Source organism: Sphingomonas sp. Y38-1Y (genome assembly GCF_032391395.1).
Taxonomy (GTDB): domain Bacteria; phylum Pseudomonadota; class Alphaproteobacteria; order Sphingomonadales; family Sphingomonadaceae; genus Sphingomonas.
This window is the reverse complement of record NZ_CP135916.1, coordinates 796992-813459: the sequence shown is the minus strand read 5'-3', so window position 1 is coordinate 813459 and position 16468 is coordinate 796992. Positions and strand designations below refer to the sequence as shown.

Here is a 16468-nt window from a genome sequence, read left to right as displayed (position 1 = left end):
CATGTTAGCGCTATCGACACCGCATGCGGCCGAACGAACCGCAAGCAGGAGAGGTTGAATGAAGAACGCCCGCAATCCCCTGATCGTCAGCGCGCTTGCCCTTGCGCTTGCCGCCTGTTCGGGGAACGCGCCGCAGACCGGCAACGAAGCCGCGGCCGACAACGCCGCCGCGGAGACGCTGGGCAATGCGGTGATCCTGGCCAACGCCAGCGCCGATGCGGTCGGTCCCGATGGCCGCAAGTACCTGTCGCAGCCGCTGACGACCGAAATCTACACTGCCGATCCCTCCGCGCATGTTTGGGGCGACGGCAAGCTCTATGTCTATGGCAGCCACGATATCGACGGCGACGCCAAGGAAGACGATCTCGGCAGCCATTTCGAGATGCGCGACTATCGCGTGCTGAGCATGGACGAGCCTGGCGGCAAGACGACGGTCCACCCCGTTGCGCTGGACGTCAAGGACGTGCCCTGGGCCAGCCAGCAGATGTGGGCCCCCGACGCCGCGTTCAAGAACGGCACCTACTACCTCTATTTCCCCGCCAAGGATAAGCAGGGCGCGTTCCGCATCGGCGTCGCCACGTCGAAGTCGCCGGTCGGCCCGTTCAAGGCCAATCCGGAACCCATCAAGAACAGCTTCTCGATCGATCCCGCTGTCTTCGCCGACGGCAACGATCACTACATGATCTGGGGCGGCATCTGGGGCGGTCAGCTTCAGCGCAACACCACCGGCACCTATGATCCCAACGGGTCGAAGACCGACGCCGGCAAGCCGAACGAGCCCGCGCTCGCGCCCAAGATCGCCAAGCTCAACGGCGACATGATGGAGTTTGCCGAGGCGCCGCGCGACATCAGGATCGTGGACGAGGCGGGCAAGCCGATCCTGGGCGGCGACACCGACCGCCGCTTCTTCGAGGCGGCGTGGATGCACAAGCGCGGCGACACCTATTATCTCAGCTACTCGACCGGCGACACGCATTACCTCGTCTACGCGACGGGCAAGTCGCCCTATGGCCCGTTCACCTATCGCGGCCGCATCCTCGAGCCCGTGAACGGCTGGACCAGCCACCATTCGATCGTCGACTGGAAGGGCAAGAGCTACCTCTTCTACCACGACGTCCAGCTGTCGGGTCAGACGCGCCTTCGCAACGTCAAGATGACCGAGCTGAAGTACAATCCCGACGGTTCGATCCAGACCATCGACCCGTTCGCGAAGTAAGGACGCGCATGTTCCTCGGCATCGATATCGGGACGTCAGGGGTCAAGGCCGTCGCGCTCGACGAGCGCGGCGGCGTCGTGGCCACCGGCGTGGCGGCGCTCACCGTCCAGCGGCCGCACCCGCTCTGGTCCGAACAGCACCCCGACGCGTGGTGGGATGCGACCCAGGCCGCGGTGCGCGCGATCGACCCGGCGGTGCGCCGGGCCGTCCGCGGCATCGGCATCGCCGGCCAGATGCACGGCGCGACCCTGCTCGGTGCCGACGATCGTCCGCTCCGCCCCGCGATCCTGTGGAACGACGGGCGCAGCGAGGCGGAGTGCAAGGCGCTGGAGGCCAAGGCGCCCGACCTCCACGCCATTGCGGGCAACCTCGCGATGCCGGGCTTCACCGCGCCCAAGCTGATGTGGGTGGCAAGCCACGAGCCCGAGACGTTCGCCGCCACGCGCACCGTACTCCTTCCCAAGGACGAGGTGCGGCTGCGCATGACCGGCGATAAGGTGTCGGACATGTCCGACTCGGCCGGCACGCTCTGGCTCGACGTCGCCGCGCGCGACTGGTCCGACGCGATCCTTGCCGCCACCGGCCTGACGCGTGAGCACATGCCGCGCCTGGTCGAAGGGTCGCAGGTGTCGGGCACGCTCCGCGCCGAAGTGGCCGAGGCATGGGGCATGGAGCGCGTGCCCGTCGCCGGCGGCGGCGGCGACAATGCCGCGGGAGCCGCGGGCGTCGGCGTGGTCGAGGATGGCGATGCCCTCCTCTCGCTGGGCACGTCGGGCGTCATCTTCGTCGCGACCCGGGACTTCCGCCCCAACCCGGCGCGCGCGGTCCATGCCTTCTGCCACTGCCTGCCCGATATGTGGCACCAGATGGCGGTCCATCTGTCGGCCGCCGCCTGCATCGACTGGGTCGCGCGCCTCACCGGCACGAGCGGCGCGGCCGAGCTGTTCGCGCGCGCCGAGAGCGTCGGCCCCGCCTGTGGTCCGGAAATCTTCCTTCCCTATTTGTCGGGCGAGCGTACGCCGCACAACGACGCGGAGGTCCGCGGCGGCTTCCTCGCCCTCGACCACGACACCACGCCCGAGCGGCTGGCGCAGGCGGTGCTGGAGGGCGTCGCCTTCGCGCTCGCCGACGGGGTCGAGGTGCTTCGCGAGGCGGGCACCGACCTCACCCGCCTGTCGGTGATCGGCGGCGGCGCCCGCTCGCGCTATTGGGGCCAGACGCTGGCCGCCGCGCTCAACGTCGAGCTCGTCTATGCGCAGGGCGGCGAGGTCGGACCGGCGCTCGGCGCGGCGCGGCTCGCCCAGCTGGCCGTGGACGGCGGCGATCCCGCCGCGGTCTGCACCAAGCTCACCACCAGCCACACCATCGCGCCCGACCCCGATTTGGTCGAGCGTCTCGCCCCCAAGCTGGCGGCCTTCCGCGCCGCCTATCCCCGCATCACGCCCAGGAGCATCTAATGGCCACCGACTTCTTCGCCGACATCCCCCAGATCAAATATGAGGGGCCGGACAGCGACAACGAGCTCGCGTTCCGCTTCTACGACAAGGACCGGGTGGTCCTCGGCAAGCGGATGGAGGATCACCTCCGCTTCGCGCTCTGCTTCTGGCACACCTTCTGCTGGCCGGGCAGCGACGTGTTCGGCGGCGGCACCTTCAACCGCCCCTGGCACGCCGGCGCCAACGACAGCGCCGCCGCGGCGATGAAGCGCGAGGTCGCGTTCGACTTCTTCCAGAAGATGGACGTCCCCTTCTACTGCTTCCACGACGTCGATGTGATGGCCGAGGCGAACGACGTCACGTCGCACCGCCGCTATCTGGCCGAGGCGGTCGATCACCTGGAGAAGCTTCAGGCGTCCAGCGGTCGCAAGCTCCTGTGGGGCACCGCCAACCTGTTCAGCCACCCGCGCTTCGCCGCGGGCGCGGCGACCAGCCCCGACCCCGAGGTCTATGCCTTTGCCGCGATGCAGGTCCGCGACGTGCTCGAAGCGACCCATCGCCTGGGCGGCGAGAACTACGTCCTGTGGGGCGGCCGCGAGGGCTATGAGACGATCCTCAACACCGACCTGAAGCGCGAAATGGACAATTTCGGCCGCTTCCTGAGCCTGGTCGTCGAGCACAAGCACAAGATCGGCTTCACCGGCACGATCCTGATCGAGCCCAAGCCGCACGAGCCGACCAAGCACCAGTACGACTTCGACACCGCCACCGTGTACGGCTTCCTCAAGCGCTATGGCCTGGAGAACGAGGTCGCGGTGAACATCGAGGCGAACCACGCCACGCTGTCGGGCCACACCTTCGAGCATGAGCTGGCGATGGCCGGCGCGCTCGGCATCTTCGGCTCGATCGATGCCAACCGCGGCGACCACCAGAATGGTTGGGACACTGACCAGTTTCCGAACTCGGTCGAGGAACTGACGCTGGCGATGCTCGAGGTGATCCGCGCTGGCGGCTTCACCACCGGTGGCTTCAACTTCGACGCCAAGGTGCGCCGCCAGTCGATCGACCCGGTCGACCTGTTCTATGGCCACATCGGCGGCATCGACACCGTCGCGAAGGGCCTGCTCAACGCCGCCGCGATCATCGAGGACGGCCGCGTCGATGCAATTCGCGCCAAGCGCTATTCGGGCTGGACCGACGGCCTGGGCGGCGAGCTTGCCGGCCTCGACCTGGCGGGCATCGCCGACCTCGCGGTGACACGCGACCTGAAGCCCAGCCACAAGTCGGGCCAGCAGGAGCGGCTCGAGAACCTCGTCAACCGCTTCGTCTGATTGCTAAGGGGGCCGCGGCACGTATCGCGGCCCCCCTCCTGTTTCTGAGAGGATCGCCGATGCGCGCCCGCGCCCTTCTGACCGCCGCGCTTGCCGGCGCCGCCCTCGCCTTCCCCGCCGCCGCGCAGGAAGCGCGCTTCAGCCGCTTCAGCTATGACGGTCGTTCGATCGAGCGCGCGTTGCCCAAGGCCGGCGAGTATCGCAACCCGATCCTCTCGGGCTATTATCCCGATCCGTCGATCACGCGCGTGGGCGAGGATTACTATCTCGTCCTGTCGTCCTTCACGCACTTCCCGGGGCTGCCGATCTTCAAGTCGCGCGACCTCGTCAACTGGACGCAGATCGGCAACGCCATCGACCGACCGGGCCAGCTCGACACTTCGGGCCTCGCCGTGTCGCGCGGCGTGTTCGCGCCCGACATCTCGTACCACGACGGCACCTTCTACATCGTCAACACCTGCGTCGACTGTAAGGGCAATTTCGTCATCACGGCGAAGGACCCGGCGGGCCCCTGGTCCGACCCGATCTGGCTCCCGTTCGAGGGGATCGACCCCTCGATCTACTGGGAGGGCGACCGCGCCTATATCGTCAACAATCGCGCGCCCAATGAACCGCCGCGCTATGACGGCCACCGCGCGATCTGGATCCAGGAATATGACTGGCGCGCCGGCAAGATGGTCGGCCCGTCGACGCAGCTCGTCAACGGCGGCGTCGACCTGTCGAAGAAGCCCGTCTGGATCGAGGGGCCGCACATCTTCCGGAAGGACGGCTGGTACTACATGACCGCGGCGGAGGGCGGCACCAGCGTCAACCATTCGCAGGTGGTGCTCCGGTCCAAGGCGCTGACCGGCCCGTTCGTGCCGTGGGAAGGCAATCCGATCCTCACCCAGCGCGACCTCGATCCCGCGCGTCCCGCGCCGATCACCTCGGCGGGGCATGCCAAGCTTGTCCAGGCGCCGAACGGCGACTGGTGGGCAACCTTCCTCGCGACCCGCCCCTATGAGGGCGACTTCTACAATATCGGGCGCGAGACGTTCCTGCTGCCCGTCACGTGGAAGGATGGTTGGCCCGTGATCCTGGAGCGCGGCAAGCCGATCCCGCACGTCGCCGCCAGGCCGCGCCTCCCCGCCGGCACGGCGCCCCAGCTGCCGACCAGCGGCGACTTCGGCTATGTCGACGAGTTCGACGGCAACCGCCTCGCCATGCAGTGGATCGGCGTGCGCACGCCCAAGGCGAATTTGTGGCGGCTCGACCGCGGCGACCTCGTCATGAAGGGCGGCGCGGCACTTGGCGACCAGAAGGGCGTGCCGGCCTTTGTGGGGCGCCGCCAGCAGCATCACATCGCGACCGCCAGCACGACAGTGACCTTCGCGCCGGCAAAGGATGGCGACCGCGCCGGGCTCGCGGCGATGCAGAGCGACCAGTCCAACCTGTTCTTCGGCGTGACGCGGATCGCCGGCAAGCCGGTGGTGGCGCTCTACACCCGCGACAAGGGCGAGGAGACGCTCGTCGCCTCCGTCCCCGTCGATCCGCGCCGCCCGGTGACGCTGACGATCCGCGCCAATGCCGGGTCGATGGCATTCGACTATCACGCGGGGTCGGCCAAGCGCACGCTGAAGGACGCGCTCGACACGCGCTTCCTCAGCACCAATCGGGCCGGCGGCTTTGTCGGGACGGTGATCGGGCCGTTCGCGTACACGGGCTGAGCGGGCAATCCGCTTGCCTCAACTATTGTCAGACTATAAGCCCGTGCCACCGTGCCGGGCGCGCGGGAGGGAAGACACCATGATGATGCGTTTGGGAGCCGCGCTCCTTCTGGCCGCCACCGCAATGCCGGCCTTCGCCGCCGATGCCGAGCGCAAGCCCTTCGGCACCCTGTCCGACGGCACCCCGGTCGAGATCGTGTCGCTGAAGAACAAGGCCGGCGTCGAGGCGCGGATCATCACCTATGGCGCGACGCTCCAGGCGCTGATCGGGCCCGATCGCGCGGGCAAGCGCGCCGACGTGACGCTCGGCTACGACACGGCCGACATGTACGAGAAGGTGCCGAACTATTTCGGCGTGACCGTCGGCCGCTATGCCAACCGCATCAAGGGCGGCAAGTTCAGCCTCGACGGGCGCCAGTACCAGCTGACGCTCAACGACAAGACCAACTCGCTGCACGGCGGCACGCAGGGCTTTGACAAGCGCAACTGGCGCATCGTCTCGGTCGCGAGCGGCCCGACCGCCAAGCTCGTCCTCGCGCTCACCAGCCCCGATGGTGACCAGGGATATCCGGGCAAGGCCGACGTGACGGTCACCTATTCGCTCGACGAGGCGAGCAACCTGACGATCGCCTACGACCTCAAGACCGACAAGCCGACCATCGCCAACATGACCAACCACGCGTTGTTCAACCTGGCGGGCGAAGGCGCGCCGGCGGGCACGGCCGACCATCTGCTGACCATCCCGGCCAGGGCCTATACGCCGGTCGACGCGACGCTGATCCCCACGGGCGAGCGGCGCGCGGTGGCGGGCAACGTGTTCGACTTCACGCGCCCGCGCCTGATCGCCGAGGGTCTTCGCGACATGCGCGACGAGCAGATCCGCCTCGGCCGCGGCTACGACCATAATTTCGCGCTCGACAAGGGACAGACGCCCGCGCCGCAGCTCGCCGCCCGGCTGGAGGATCCCAAGTCCGGCCGCGTGCTCGAAGTGCTAACGACCGAGCCCGGCGTCCAGTTCTACACCGGCAACTTCCTCGACGGGTCGGTGACCGGCAAGGCGGGCCACGCCTATCGCCAGGGCGACGGCATCGCGCTTGAGCCGCAGAAATTCCCCGACGCGCCCAACAAGCCCGACTTCGCCTCGCCGCGGGTCGACCCGGGCAAGCCCTATCGCCACGTGATGATCTATCGCCTGACCACTCGAAAGTGACCGACCGCGCCATGACCGATACGCCCACGCCCAAGCTCCGTTCGCGCGCCTGGTTCGACAATCCCGAGAATGTCGACATGACCGCGCTCTATCTGGAGCGTTACCTGAACTTCGGGCTCAGCCTGGAGGAACTGCGGTCGGGCAAGCCGATCATCGGCATCGCGCAGACGGGCAGCGACCTCAGCCCCTGCAATCGCCACCACCTCGTCCTCGCCGAGCGGGTGCGTGCGGGCATCATCGAGATGGGCGGCATCCCGCTCGAATTCCCCGTCCACCCGATCCAGGAGACGGGCAAGCGGCCGACGCCGGGCCTCGACCGCAACCTTGCCTATCTCGGCATGGTCGAGGCGATCTACGGCTATCCGATGGACGGCGTCGTGCTGACCATCGGCTGCGACAAGACGACGCCGGCCGCGCTGATGGCCGCCGCCACCGTCAACATCCCCGCGATCGCGCTGTCGGTCGGCCCGATGCTCAACGGCTGGTTCAAGGGCGAGCGCACGGGTTCGGGCACGATCGTCTGGAAGGCCCGCCAGCTGCTGGCCGCGGGTGAGATCGACGACGAGCAGTTCATCAAGCTCGTCGCCTCCTCCGCGCCCTCGACCGGCTATTGCAACACGATGGGCACGGCGACGACGATGAACTCGCTGACCGAGGCGCTGGGCATGTCGCTGCCCGGTTCGGCGGCGATCCCCGCCCCCTATCGCGACCGCCAGGAATGCGCATGGCGCACCGGCCGCCGCATCGTCGAGATGGTCAACGAGGATCTGAAGCCCTCCGACATCCTGACCAAGGAAGCGTTCATCAACGCGATCCGCGTCAACACCGCGATTGGCGGCTCGACCAACGCGCCGATCCACCTGGCCGCGATCGCGCGCCATATCGGCGTCGACCTGCCGATCGAGGATTGGCACACCCACGGCCTCGACCTGCCGCTGCTCGTCAACCTCCAGCCCGCGGGCGAGTATCTGGGCGAGGATTATTATCGCGCGGGCGGCGTCCCCGCGGTGGTTGCGCAGCTGATGGGCCAGGGGCTGGTCCATGAGGGCGCGCTGACCGTCAACGGCCGGTCGATCGGCGACAATTGCCGCGACGCGGTGATCGAGGACGAAAAGGTCATCCGCCGCTTCGACGAGCCGCTCCGCACCACAGCGGGCTTCGCGGTGCTGCGCGGCAACCTGTTCGACGCCGCCGTCATGAAGCTGTCGGTCATCTCCGACGAGTTCCGCGCCCGCTATCTGTCGAACCCCGACGATCCCGACGCGTTCGAGGGTCCGGTCGTCGTGTTCGACGGTCCGGAGCAGTACCACCACTCGATCGACGACCCCGCGCTCGGCATCACTGCCGACACGCTCCTCATCATGCGCGGCGCCGGCCCGATCGGCTATCCGGGCGCGGCGGAGGTCGTGAACATGCGGCCGCCCGCCTACCTGATCGCCGACGGCATCCACAGCCTGCCGTGCATCGGCGACGGCCGCCAGTCGGGGACGAGCGGCAGCCCGTCGATCCTCAACGCCAGCCCGGAAGCGGCGGCGATGGGCGGCCTGGCGCTGTTGCGTACCGGCGACCGCGTCCGCATCGACCTCAAGAAGTTCACCGCCGATATCCTGCTGCCGCCTGAGGAGCTCGCCGAGCGCCGCCGCGCGCTGGAGGCCGAGGGCGGGTACCAGTATCCGGCGTCGCAGACGCCGTGGCAGGCCATCCAGCGCGATCTCGTCGGCCAGCTGTCGACCGGTGCGATCCTCGAGGGCTCGGAGCAGTTCCAGCGGATCGCCCAGACCAAGGGCCTGCCGCGCGATAGCCATTGATTGAGGGCGGCGCTCGCCCCCGCGGGAGTCAGGGCGGCGCCGTACCAGTCCAGCCATGCTGGACCGCAAAGGGAGAGCGACCATGACGAAGACGATGTTGCGCGCGGGCCTTGCTGCCTGCGCGGTGGTGCTGGCGTGCCCGCTGGCGGCCCAGGAAACGGCGGTCCCGGTCACCGTCCAGGCCGATCAGCCGGGCGCGAAGATCGACCGCGACATTTTCGGCCAGTTCGCCGAGCATCTCGGCACCGGCATCTATGGCGGCGTCTGGGTCGGCCGCGATTCGAAGATACCGAACGTGCGCGGCATCCGCAGCGACGTGGTCGCGGCGCTGAAGGCGATCCGCGTGCCGAACGTCCGCTGGCCGGGCGGCTGCTATGCCGACGAATATCACTGGCGCGACGGCATCGGCCCGCAGGCGAAGCGCACCCGCAAGGTCAACGCCGCCTGGGGCAACGCGCCCGAGCCGAATAGCTTCGGCACGCACGAGTTCATGGACTTTGCCGAGCAGGTCGGCGCCGAGGCCTATGTCTCGGTCAACATCGGCTCGGGTACCGTCAAGGAGGCGGTCGATTGGATCGAGTACATGACCGGCGACGCCGCCACGACCAGCGCCGGCGCGGAGCGCGCCGCGAACGGTCGCAAGGCGCCATGGAAGGTCAAGTTCCTCGGCATCGGCAACGAAAGCTGGTCGTGCGGCGGCGCGATGACGCCCGACTTCTACACCGACCAGATGAAGCTCTATGCCCGCTTCATCCGCAACTATCACCCCGACCAGCGTGAGAAGATGCCGGGGGCGATGCGCCGAATCGCGGTCGGCCCCGGCACCGGCGACACTGCCTATACCGAGGCGGTGATGAAGGCGTGGAAGGCGCACGACTGGGCCTGGAACATCGAGGGGCTGTCGCTCCACAACTACACGACGGGCGGCTGGCCAGTCAGCTATTCCTCGACCGACTTCGGGGAGAAGGAATATGCGACCCTGGTCAAGGAAACGCTCGGCATGGACGGGCTGATCGCCAAGCATTCCGAAGTGATGGACAAGTACGACCCCAAGAAGGAGGTCGCGCTCGTCGTCGACGAATGGGGGGTGTGGGCGGCACCCATTCCTGGCACCAACCCCGGCTTCCTCCAGCAGCAGAACAGCCTGCGCGACGCGATCATCGCGGCACTCAATTTCAACATCTTCGCGCGCCATGCCGACCGCGTCCGCGTCGCCAACATCGCGCAGATGGTGAACGTCCTCCAGTCGATGATCCTGACCGATGGCGCCAAGATGGTGCTGACCCCCACCTATCACATCCACAAGATGTACCTGCCGTTCCAGGACGCGACGTTCGTGCCGGTCGACGTGGGCGCGGGCGTCTATCGCTTCGGCGACCTTGCCATGCCGCGGGTCGATGCGGTGGCAGCCAAGGCCACGGACGGGCGGCTCTATCTGTCGCTGGTCAATCTCGACCCTACCCGCCCGGCGACGATCGACGCGCGGCTGGCGGGCGTCGCCGCGACCGCGGCGAGCGGCGAGGTGCTGACGGGCCCGGCGGTCAACAGCCTCAACAGCTTCGCCTCGCCCGACGTCGTCAAGCCGCAGCCAATCGCGGCGAGCGTGGCGGGCGGCGCGATCACCGTGACGCTGCCGCCCGCATCGGTCACGATGCTGGCGATCCGGTAGGCTCCAGTGCTCCCGCGACGCGGGAGCACAAGCGCGTTCAGGCAAGTCAGAAAAGCCCGGGCTACTCGCCCACACCGTCACCCCGGCCTTGTGCCGGGGTCCACCGTGCCGCGAACCCAGCGGTGGCGGCACCTGCGGAGCGGTGGACCCCGGAACAAGTCCGGGGTGACGAAGAAGAAACGTCATCCCAGCGAAAGCTGGGCCGACGGAGTCAGAGGACCTTCACCCCCGTCGCCCCCTCGCGCGCCGCTTCTCGCGACAGCGGGCTGCGCAGCGGCAGCGTGAAGGGCGCGGCCTCGATCTCGAACACGTCGCCTTCCTGCGTGGCGATCCCGTCGCTGAACGACAGCGTCGCGGTGCCGAAGAAGTGGACATGAACGTCGCCCGGGCGGCGGAACAGGTCGTACTTGAAATGGTGATGCTCGAGATTGGCAAGCGTGTGCGACATGTTCGCCTCGCCCGACAGGAACGGCTTCTCCCACAACACCTCGCCGTCGCGGCGGATGCGGCTGGTCCCGCGCACGTCGGCGGGCGGCGTGCCGGTCAGGATCTCCGGCCCCAGCGCCGCCGAGCGGAGCTTGGAGTGCGCGAGCCACAAGTAATTGTGCCGCTCGGTCACATGGTCGCTGAACTCGTTGGCGAGCGCGATGCCGATCCGGTGCGGCGTGCCGTCGGGACCGATCAGATAGATGCCCGCCAGCTCCGGCTCCTCGCCGCCGTCCTGCGCGAAGCCCGGCATGGGCAGCGGCTCGCCCGGTCCGACGAGCTGCGAGCCATCGCCCTTGTAGAACCATTCGGGCTGCTGCCCGACCGCGCCCGCCGCGGGCTTGCCGCCCTCGACGCCTTCCAGGAACATCCGCATCGAATCGGTCTGGTGGGTCGCCTCGGCCGCGGCGCGATGCATCTTGTCGCGCCCCTCGGCCGAGCCGAGATGGGTGAGGCCTGTCCCCGACAGGATCAGGTGCGCCGGATCGTCATGGTCGATCGGCGCGAGCAGCCGCCCTTCGGCCGCTGCTGCGGCCAGGTCGACCACGGCGCCGCGGCCCGCGGTTTCAACCGCCTGCGCAAGGCTCTGCCCCGCTTCGATCGCGCGGAGCGCCAGTTCGCGGACGCTGCGGACGCCATTGACGACGTGCGCGCCGCCCTCATCCGCCGCCACGACCTGTCGGCCCTCTTCCGCACGCAACTGCAACAATCGCATAATCGCCTCTCGCTTTATTTACTCTGACTTATTACTCGATTGCCAAATTGGCAACGCGACATTTGCCGAGCGCGATACGGCGGATTACCGTCGAGAGCATAGTCGAGGGGATGAGGCGGGTGGAAGAACAGGCAAAAAAGGCGCGTGGCACCGGACGTCGCCTGCGCGGCGCGGTCGCCAATTACCTCGGCACCGCGATCGTCTCGGGCGAGATCGCGCCGGGCGAGCGTCTGTCGGGCGAGGTCGCCAACGCAGAAGCGCTCGACGTGTCGCGCAGCGCCTATCGAGAGGCGGTGCAGGTGCTGACCGCGAAGGGCCTGGTCGAGAGCCGACCCAAGGCGGGCACCCGCGTGTTGCCGCGCCACCGCTGGAACCTGCTCGATCCCGAAGTGCTCGCCTGGGCCTTCGCCAAGGAGCCCGACATGAACGTCGTGCGAGACCTGTTCGAACTTCGCGCCATCGTCGAGCCCGCGGCCGCGCGCCTCGCCGCCGAGCGCCGCGACAAGGCGGATATCAAGGCGATGCGGGACGCGCTCGCCGCGATGCGCCGCTTTACGCTCGCCACCGATCCCGGCCGCGTCGCCGACCGCGAATTCCACGACGCGATCCTGCGCGCAACGCGCAACGACGCGCTCTTCGCCTTGAGCGCCGGGATCGGCGCGGCGGTCAACTGGACGACGCAGTACAAGCAGCGCGCCCGCGCGCTGCCGCGGGATCCGGTTCCCGACCACAGCCGCGTGGCCGATGCGATTGCCGCCGGCGACATCGACGCCGCCGACGCGGCGATGCGCAAGCTCGTTGAGATGGCGTTCGACGATACGCGGGCGGCGATGACCCGCTGACGCCGGACTGATCTGGTCAGGCCAGAACTCGACTATGGAACGAAAAACGCCGGCCGCCGCGGATGGCGGCTGACCGGCGTAAGGCTTGCGAGCTCGGGAGAGAGCACGTGAAACCCAATTGGCATGACCAATCGGGTTAGTCAAATAGGTCAGCCTGCGACGAACATCCGTCGCCGCGCCGCAACCTGTTCAGCCAGCCGCTCGGCCTCCTCGACCTCGGTCGCTTGGAGCAGCGACTCGAGCACGCGCGTGATGTGGAGCCGCATCGCCTCTCGCGCCGCCAGCGGATCGCGGGAGGCGAGCGCGTCCAGGATCGCGGCATGCTCGTCGATGCGCGGGAACACGCCCGCCTCATGCGCCTTGCGCGAGAACAGGCGGTATTGCGGCGATTGCGCCTTGGCTTCCCACAGCGCGTGGACCGCCGCCGACATCGCACTGTTCCGCGTGGCGTCGGCGATGGCGAAGTGGAACCGTTCGTCCGCATCCTCGGCCGTGCGCCAGTCTGGGCCCGCCGCCGTCATCTCCTCGACCAGCGAGCGCAAGCCTGCCAGATCGGCGTCGGTCACGCGCTGCGCGGCGAGGGCGCACGCCTCCGCCTCGATCGCGCGCCTCGCTTCCAAGAGCTCGAAAGGACCGACCCCCGTCATCGCGGACTTGCCGCCCCGCGGCTCGCTGGCGATGACATGGACGCCCGAGCTCATCCGCACCTCGACCAGCCCATCGACCTCCAGCGCGATAATCGCCTCGCGGATGCTGGGCCGCGAAACGCCGAACGCCACGGCCAGGTCCCGCTCGGACGGAAGGCGGCGACCGACGGGGTATTCGCCCGAAGCGATCCGCTGGGCGATGCCGCCTGCGACCTGCGCATAGAGGCGCTGCGAGGATTTGCGTGCCATGCCGACGACGTTATCGCGGGTTAACCGGTCAGACAATCACCGGCTGGCCTGACCATTGATGGTCAACGCGCGATTGCCGCCTCGGCTCGCTCGCGAAGCCGCTCGACCGCGGCGGCGTGGATCGCAGGGGCGGTGACGAGCACGCCGAACGCCTCGCCGCGCGGGGTGTTGAAGGACAGCGGCCGGCCCAGCGCATCGCTGACCGCCGCGCCGCCCTCTCGTGCGATCAGCACCGCGGCGGCGATGTCCCATTCATGGCCCCAGCGCAGCGTCGCCAGCAGGTCGGCCTCTCCCGCGGCGACCATCGCCATGCGCAGCGCGATCGAGTTGGGCTTGGTCACGACGACGAAATCGCGGTCCGCCTTCGCCAGCGCATCGGCGGGCACGCGCGCGCCGGCCAGCTCGGTCCGCCCGCTCGCCCGCACGCGCACCGTCCCGCGATAGGCGCCCTCGCCCGCGACCGCGCGCCAATGCTCGCGGCGCGCCGGCGCGTCGAGCACCGCGATGACCGGCTGCCCGTCCTCGACCAGCGCGATCGACACCGCCCAGCCCGGCCGTCCGCGCAGGTAATCGCGCGTGCCGTCGATCGGATCGACCACCCACACGCGTCGGCCGCCCAGCCGATCGGCACTGTCGACCGTCTCCTCCGACAGCCATCCCGCCTCCGGCAGCAGCGCCGACAGCCGGCCGCGCAGCAACTGGTCGACGGCGATGTCGACCTCGCACACCGGATGGCCGGGCGTCTTCTCCCAGCGCTTCACCTCGCCGCCGAAGCGCGACAGCGCCAGCGCGCCTGCCTCTGCCGCGATCGCGCTCACTCGGTCGGCAAGCGACTCAGCCACCCGCGACCGTCATGCCGTCGATGCGGATCGTCGGCGCGTTGACGCCGTAGCGGAACTCCAGGTCGCTGGCCGGCGTCAGCGCGCGGTACATGTCGAGAAGGTTGCCGGCGACGGTGATCCCCGCCACCGGGCGCACGAGCTCGCCGCCCTCGATCAGGAAGCCCGCGACGCCGCGACTGTAGTCGCCGGTGACGGCGTTGACGCCCTGGCCGATCAGCTCGGTGACATAGATGCCTCGATCGACCTCGCCCAGCAGCGTCTCGACCGGGATCGTCCCCGCAGCCATGTGGACGTTGCTGGTCGACACGCCGCCGCCGCGTGCGGCATGGCCGGTGGGCTCCAGCCCCAATTGCCGCGCCGCCGCGCTGTCGAGCAGCCAGGTCTGGAGCACGCCGCGATCGACCAGCGTCACCGGTGAGACGGGCAGCCCCTCGCCGTCGAACGACCGAGACCGCAGCCCGCGCGGCCGCTGCGGATCGTCGCAGATCGTCACCCCCTCCGCGAACACCGGCTTGCCCAGCCTGTCCTTGAGGAAGCTCGTCCCGCGCGCCACCGCGGCGCCCGCGATCGCGGCGGTGAAATGGCCGATCAGGCTGGCGCTCACCCGCCGATCGAAGACGATCGGCAGCGGCCCGCTCTCGACCTGCACCGGATCGAGCCGCTCGACCGCGCGCTCACCCGCGCGCCGGCCGATGATGTCGGCGGCCTCGAGCTGCGCCAGATAGCGCGCCGAGTGGGAAGCGTCGCCGCCCTGCATCCGCTCGCCCGTCCCGGCAATGACGCTTGCCGACAGGCTGTAGCTCGTCGTCCTGTACCCGCCCGCAAAGCCGTGGCTGGTCGCCAGCGCCGACACCGTCTCCCGCGCCGACGCGCCCGCGCCGTCGCTGTTGGTGATCCCCTCGACCCCGCGCGCCGCGTCCTCGGCGGCGAGCGCCAAGTCGCGCAGCCGGTCGGGCTCGACCGCGCCGCCGTCGTGAAGATCGAGGTCGGGCGCAGAACCGTGCATCAGCCGGTCCTGCGGCGCGAGCCCGGCATAGGGGTCTTCCGGCGCCGCCTTCGCCATCGCGACGACGCGCTCGGCCAGCCGGTCGAGGTCGGCGTCGGTCATGCGCGAGCTCGACACGCTGGCGACGCGGCGGCCGACGAATGCGCGGAGACTCAGGCTCTCGCCCTCCGACCGGTCGATCTCTTCCAGATGGCCCAGCCGCACGCCGATGCCCGTCGACTGATCGCCGGCAACGCTCGCATCGGCGGCATCGGCGCCAGCAGCCCGCGCCCGCTCGGCGGCGCGTGCGGCAATCTCGACGGCTTGGGAAACGGTCAGCATCGACCGGAGTTAGGGTGCGCGACCCCCAGCGTCAAAGGGCGGCGGCCGTGCCGACCACGGCACAGGCGAGAAACATCAGCAGCCCCGCCGTCCGGTTCGACCGGAACCGCGCCAGCGCCCCTGCTCCATCCGCCGGCCGCAGCGTCAAGACCTGCCACGCGAAATGCCCCGCGACCGGCAGCAGCGCGAGCAGCGCCAGCGGATCGGCGAACACGCGCCAGAACGCCGTCGCCCACAGCGCCACCGCCGCGGCATAGAAGATCGCCGTGCCGGCACGGACATGCCGCCCCATCGCGCGCGCCGACGACTTCACGCCGACCAGCGCATCGTCCTCGATATCCTGGAGCGCATAGATGGTATCGTACCCGATCACCCACGCGATCGAGCCGGCATAAAGGAGCGCCAGCGTCGCCGATGCCCCGCCCGTCACCTCGACCCAGCCGACGGGCGCCGCCCAGGAAAAGACGATGCCCAGCCATGCCTGCGGCCACCAGGTGATCCGCTTCATGAAGGGATAGGCGGCGACCAGCGCCAGGCTGGCAAGCGCGACGATCTGCGCCTCGAACCGAAGCTGGAGCAGGACGACGAAGCCGACCAGCGACAGCGTCACCAGCCAAATCCATGCCGCCTTCACGCTGACCGCGCCGCTCGGCAGCGGGCGGGCGCGCGTCCGGTCGACCGCGGCATCCAGGTCGCGGTCGACGATGTCGTTATAGACGCAGCCCGCCCCGCGCATCGCGATGCTGCCGAGCAGGAACCAGAGGAGCAGGTCCCATCGCGCCGGCAGGCCTCCGGCAAGCGCGATCGCCCAGCCGCCCGGCCAGAACAGCAGCCACCAGCCGATCGGCCGGTCGAACCGCGCGAGCAGCGCCAGCGCGCGGGCGCGGCCGGGCAGGCGCGCGACCAGTCCCTTGTGCTCGCTGTCGGGTACGATCGGCGCGGCGCTCATGACGAGGCCTCATGCCATCGCCGCCCGCCGCGCGG

The 16468-nt window shown here is 69.1% G+C and carries 13 protein-coding genes; 8 read left to right on the top strand and 5 right to left on the bottom strand.

The features are described from left to right. Positions 1 to 58: 58 nt before the first annotated feature. The 7 genes from RS883_RS03665 (at position 59) to RS883_RS03635 (ending at position 10376) form a co-directional block, all read left to right on the top strand. A complete protein-coding gene (locus RS883_RS03665; RefSeq protein ID WP_315762784.1) occupies positions 59 to 1216 on the top strand; it encodes a glycoside hydrolase family 43 protein in 1158 nt (385 codons plus the stop codon). A gap of 8 nt (positions 1217 to 1224) precedes the next feature. Then, entirely contained in the window at positions 1225 to 2673 is a 1449-nt protein-coding gene (gene xylB / locus RS883_RS03660) for a xylulokinase (RefSeq protein WP_315762782.1), read from the top strand. Further along, on the top strand, positions 2673 to 3983 hold the full coding sequence (xylA, locus tag RS883_RS03655) for a xylose isomerase (protein WP_315762780.1): 1311 nt from the start codon (positions 2673 to 2675) through the stop codon (positions 3981 to 3983). The genes xylB and xylA overlap by 1 nt, the downstream gene beginning before the upstream one ends. Before the next feature lie 59 nt (positions 3984 to 4042). Beyond that, positions 4043 to 5689, top strand: a complete 1647-nt coding sequence (locus RS883_RS03650; protein ID WP_315762778.1) for a glycoside hydrolase family 43 protein — start codon at positions 4043 to 4045, stop codon at positions 5687 to 5689. A gap of 79 nt (positions 5690 to 5768) precedes the next feature. Further along, positions 5769 to 6899, top strand: a complete 1131-nt coding sequence (locus RS883_RS03645; RefSeq protein ID WP_409977386.1) for an aldose epimerase family protein — start codon at positions 5769 to 5771, stop codon at positions 6897 to 6899. 11 nt (positions 6900 to 6910) lie between these two features. Beyond that, entirely contained in the window at positions 6911 to 8707 is a 1797-nt protein-coding gene (locus tag RS883_RS03640) for an IlvD/Edd family dehydratase (RefSeq protein WP_315762774.1), read from the top strand. An 82-nt stretch (positions 8708 to 8789) separates the two neighbouring features. After that, positions 8790 to 10376 carry an alpha-N-arabinofuranosidase gene (locus RS883_RS03635; protein ID WP_315762772.1) on the top strand — a complete coding sequence of 529 codons (1587 nt, stop codon included), beginning with the start codon at positions 8790 to 8792 and terminating at the stop codon, positions 10374 to 10376. Positions 10377 to 10587: 211 nt separating this feature from the next. On the opposite strand, the gene araD1 is transcribed toward RS883_RS03635, so the two are convergent. Beyond that, the gene (araD1, locus tag RS883_RS03630) at positions 10588 to 11577 is read right to left on the bottom strand and encodes an AraD1 family protein (protein ID WP_315762770.1); all 990 of its coding nucleotides are present in this window, start codon (positions 11575 to 11577) and stop codon (positions 10588 to 10590) included. Between the two features lie 110 nt (positions 11578 to 11687). Here araD1 and RS883_RS03625 point away from each other — a divergent pair, with 110 nt between their 5' ends. After that, positions 11688 to 12419 (top strand): FadR/GntR family transcriptional regulator, encoded by a 732-nt coding sequence (locus RS883_RS03625; protein ID WP_409977385.1) that lies wholly within the window; start codon positions 11688 to 11690, stop codon positions 12417 to 12419. A gap of 149 nt (positions 12420 to 12568) precedes the next feature. Here RS883_RS03625 and RS883_RS03620 read toward each other — a convergent pair whose 3' ends face one another. The 4 genes from RS883_RS03620 to ubiA all read right to left on the bottom strand — a co-directional run bounded on the left by RS883_RS03620 (position 12569) and on the right by ubiA (position 16433). Further along, entirely contained in the window at positions 12569 to 13315 is a 747-nt protein-coding gene (locus RS883_RS03620; RefSeq protein ID WP_315762766.1) for a FadR/GntR family transcriptional regulator, read from the bottom strand. Between the two features lie 62 nt (positions 13316 to 13377). Beyond that, complete coding sequence (locus RS883_RS03615; protein ID WP_315762764.1) at positions 13378 to 14157, bottom strand: 3'(2'),5'-bisphosphate nucleotidase CysQ; 780 nt, start codon at positions 14155 to 14157, stop codon at positions 13378 to 13380. After that, positions 14150 to 15484, bottom strand: coding sequence for a TldD/PmbA family protein (locus RS883_RS03610; RefSeq protein ID WP_315762762.1), 1335 nt, complete (start codon positions 15482 to 15484; stop codon positions 14150 to 14152). The genes RS883_RS03615 and RS883_RS03610 overlap by 8 nt, the downstream gene beginning before the upstream one ends. A 31-nt stretch (positions 15485 to 15515) precedes the next feature. Next, positions 15516 to 16433: a 4-hydroxybenzoate octaprenyltransferase gene (gene ubiA / locus RS883_RS03605; RefSeq protein ID WP_315762760.1), complete on the bottom strand. Its 918-nt coding sequence runs from the start codon at positions 16431 to 16433 to the stop codon at positions 15516 to 15518. Positions 16434 to 16468: the final 35 nt, after the last annotated feature.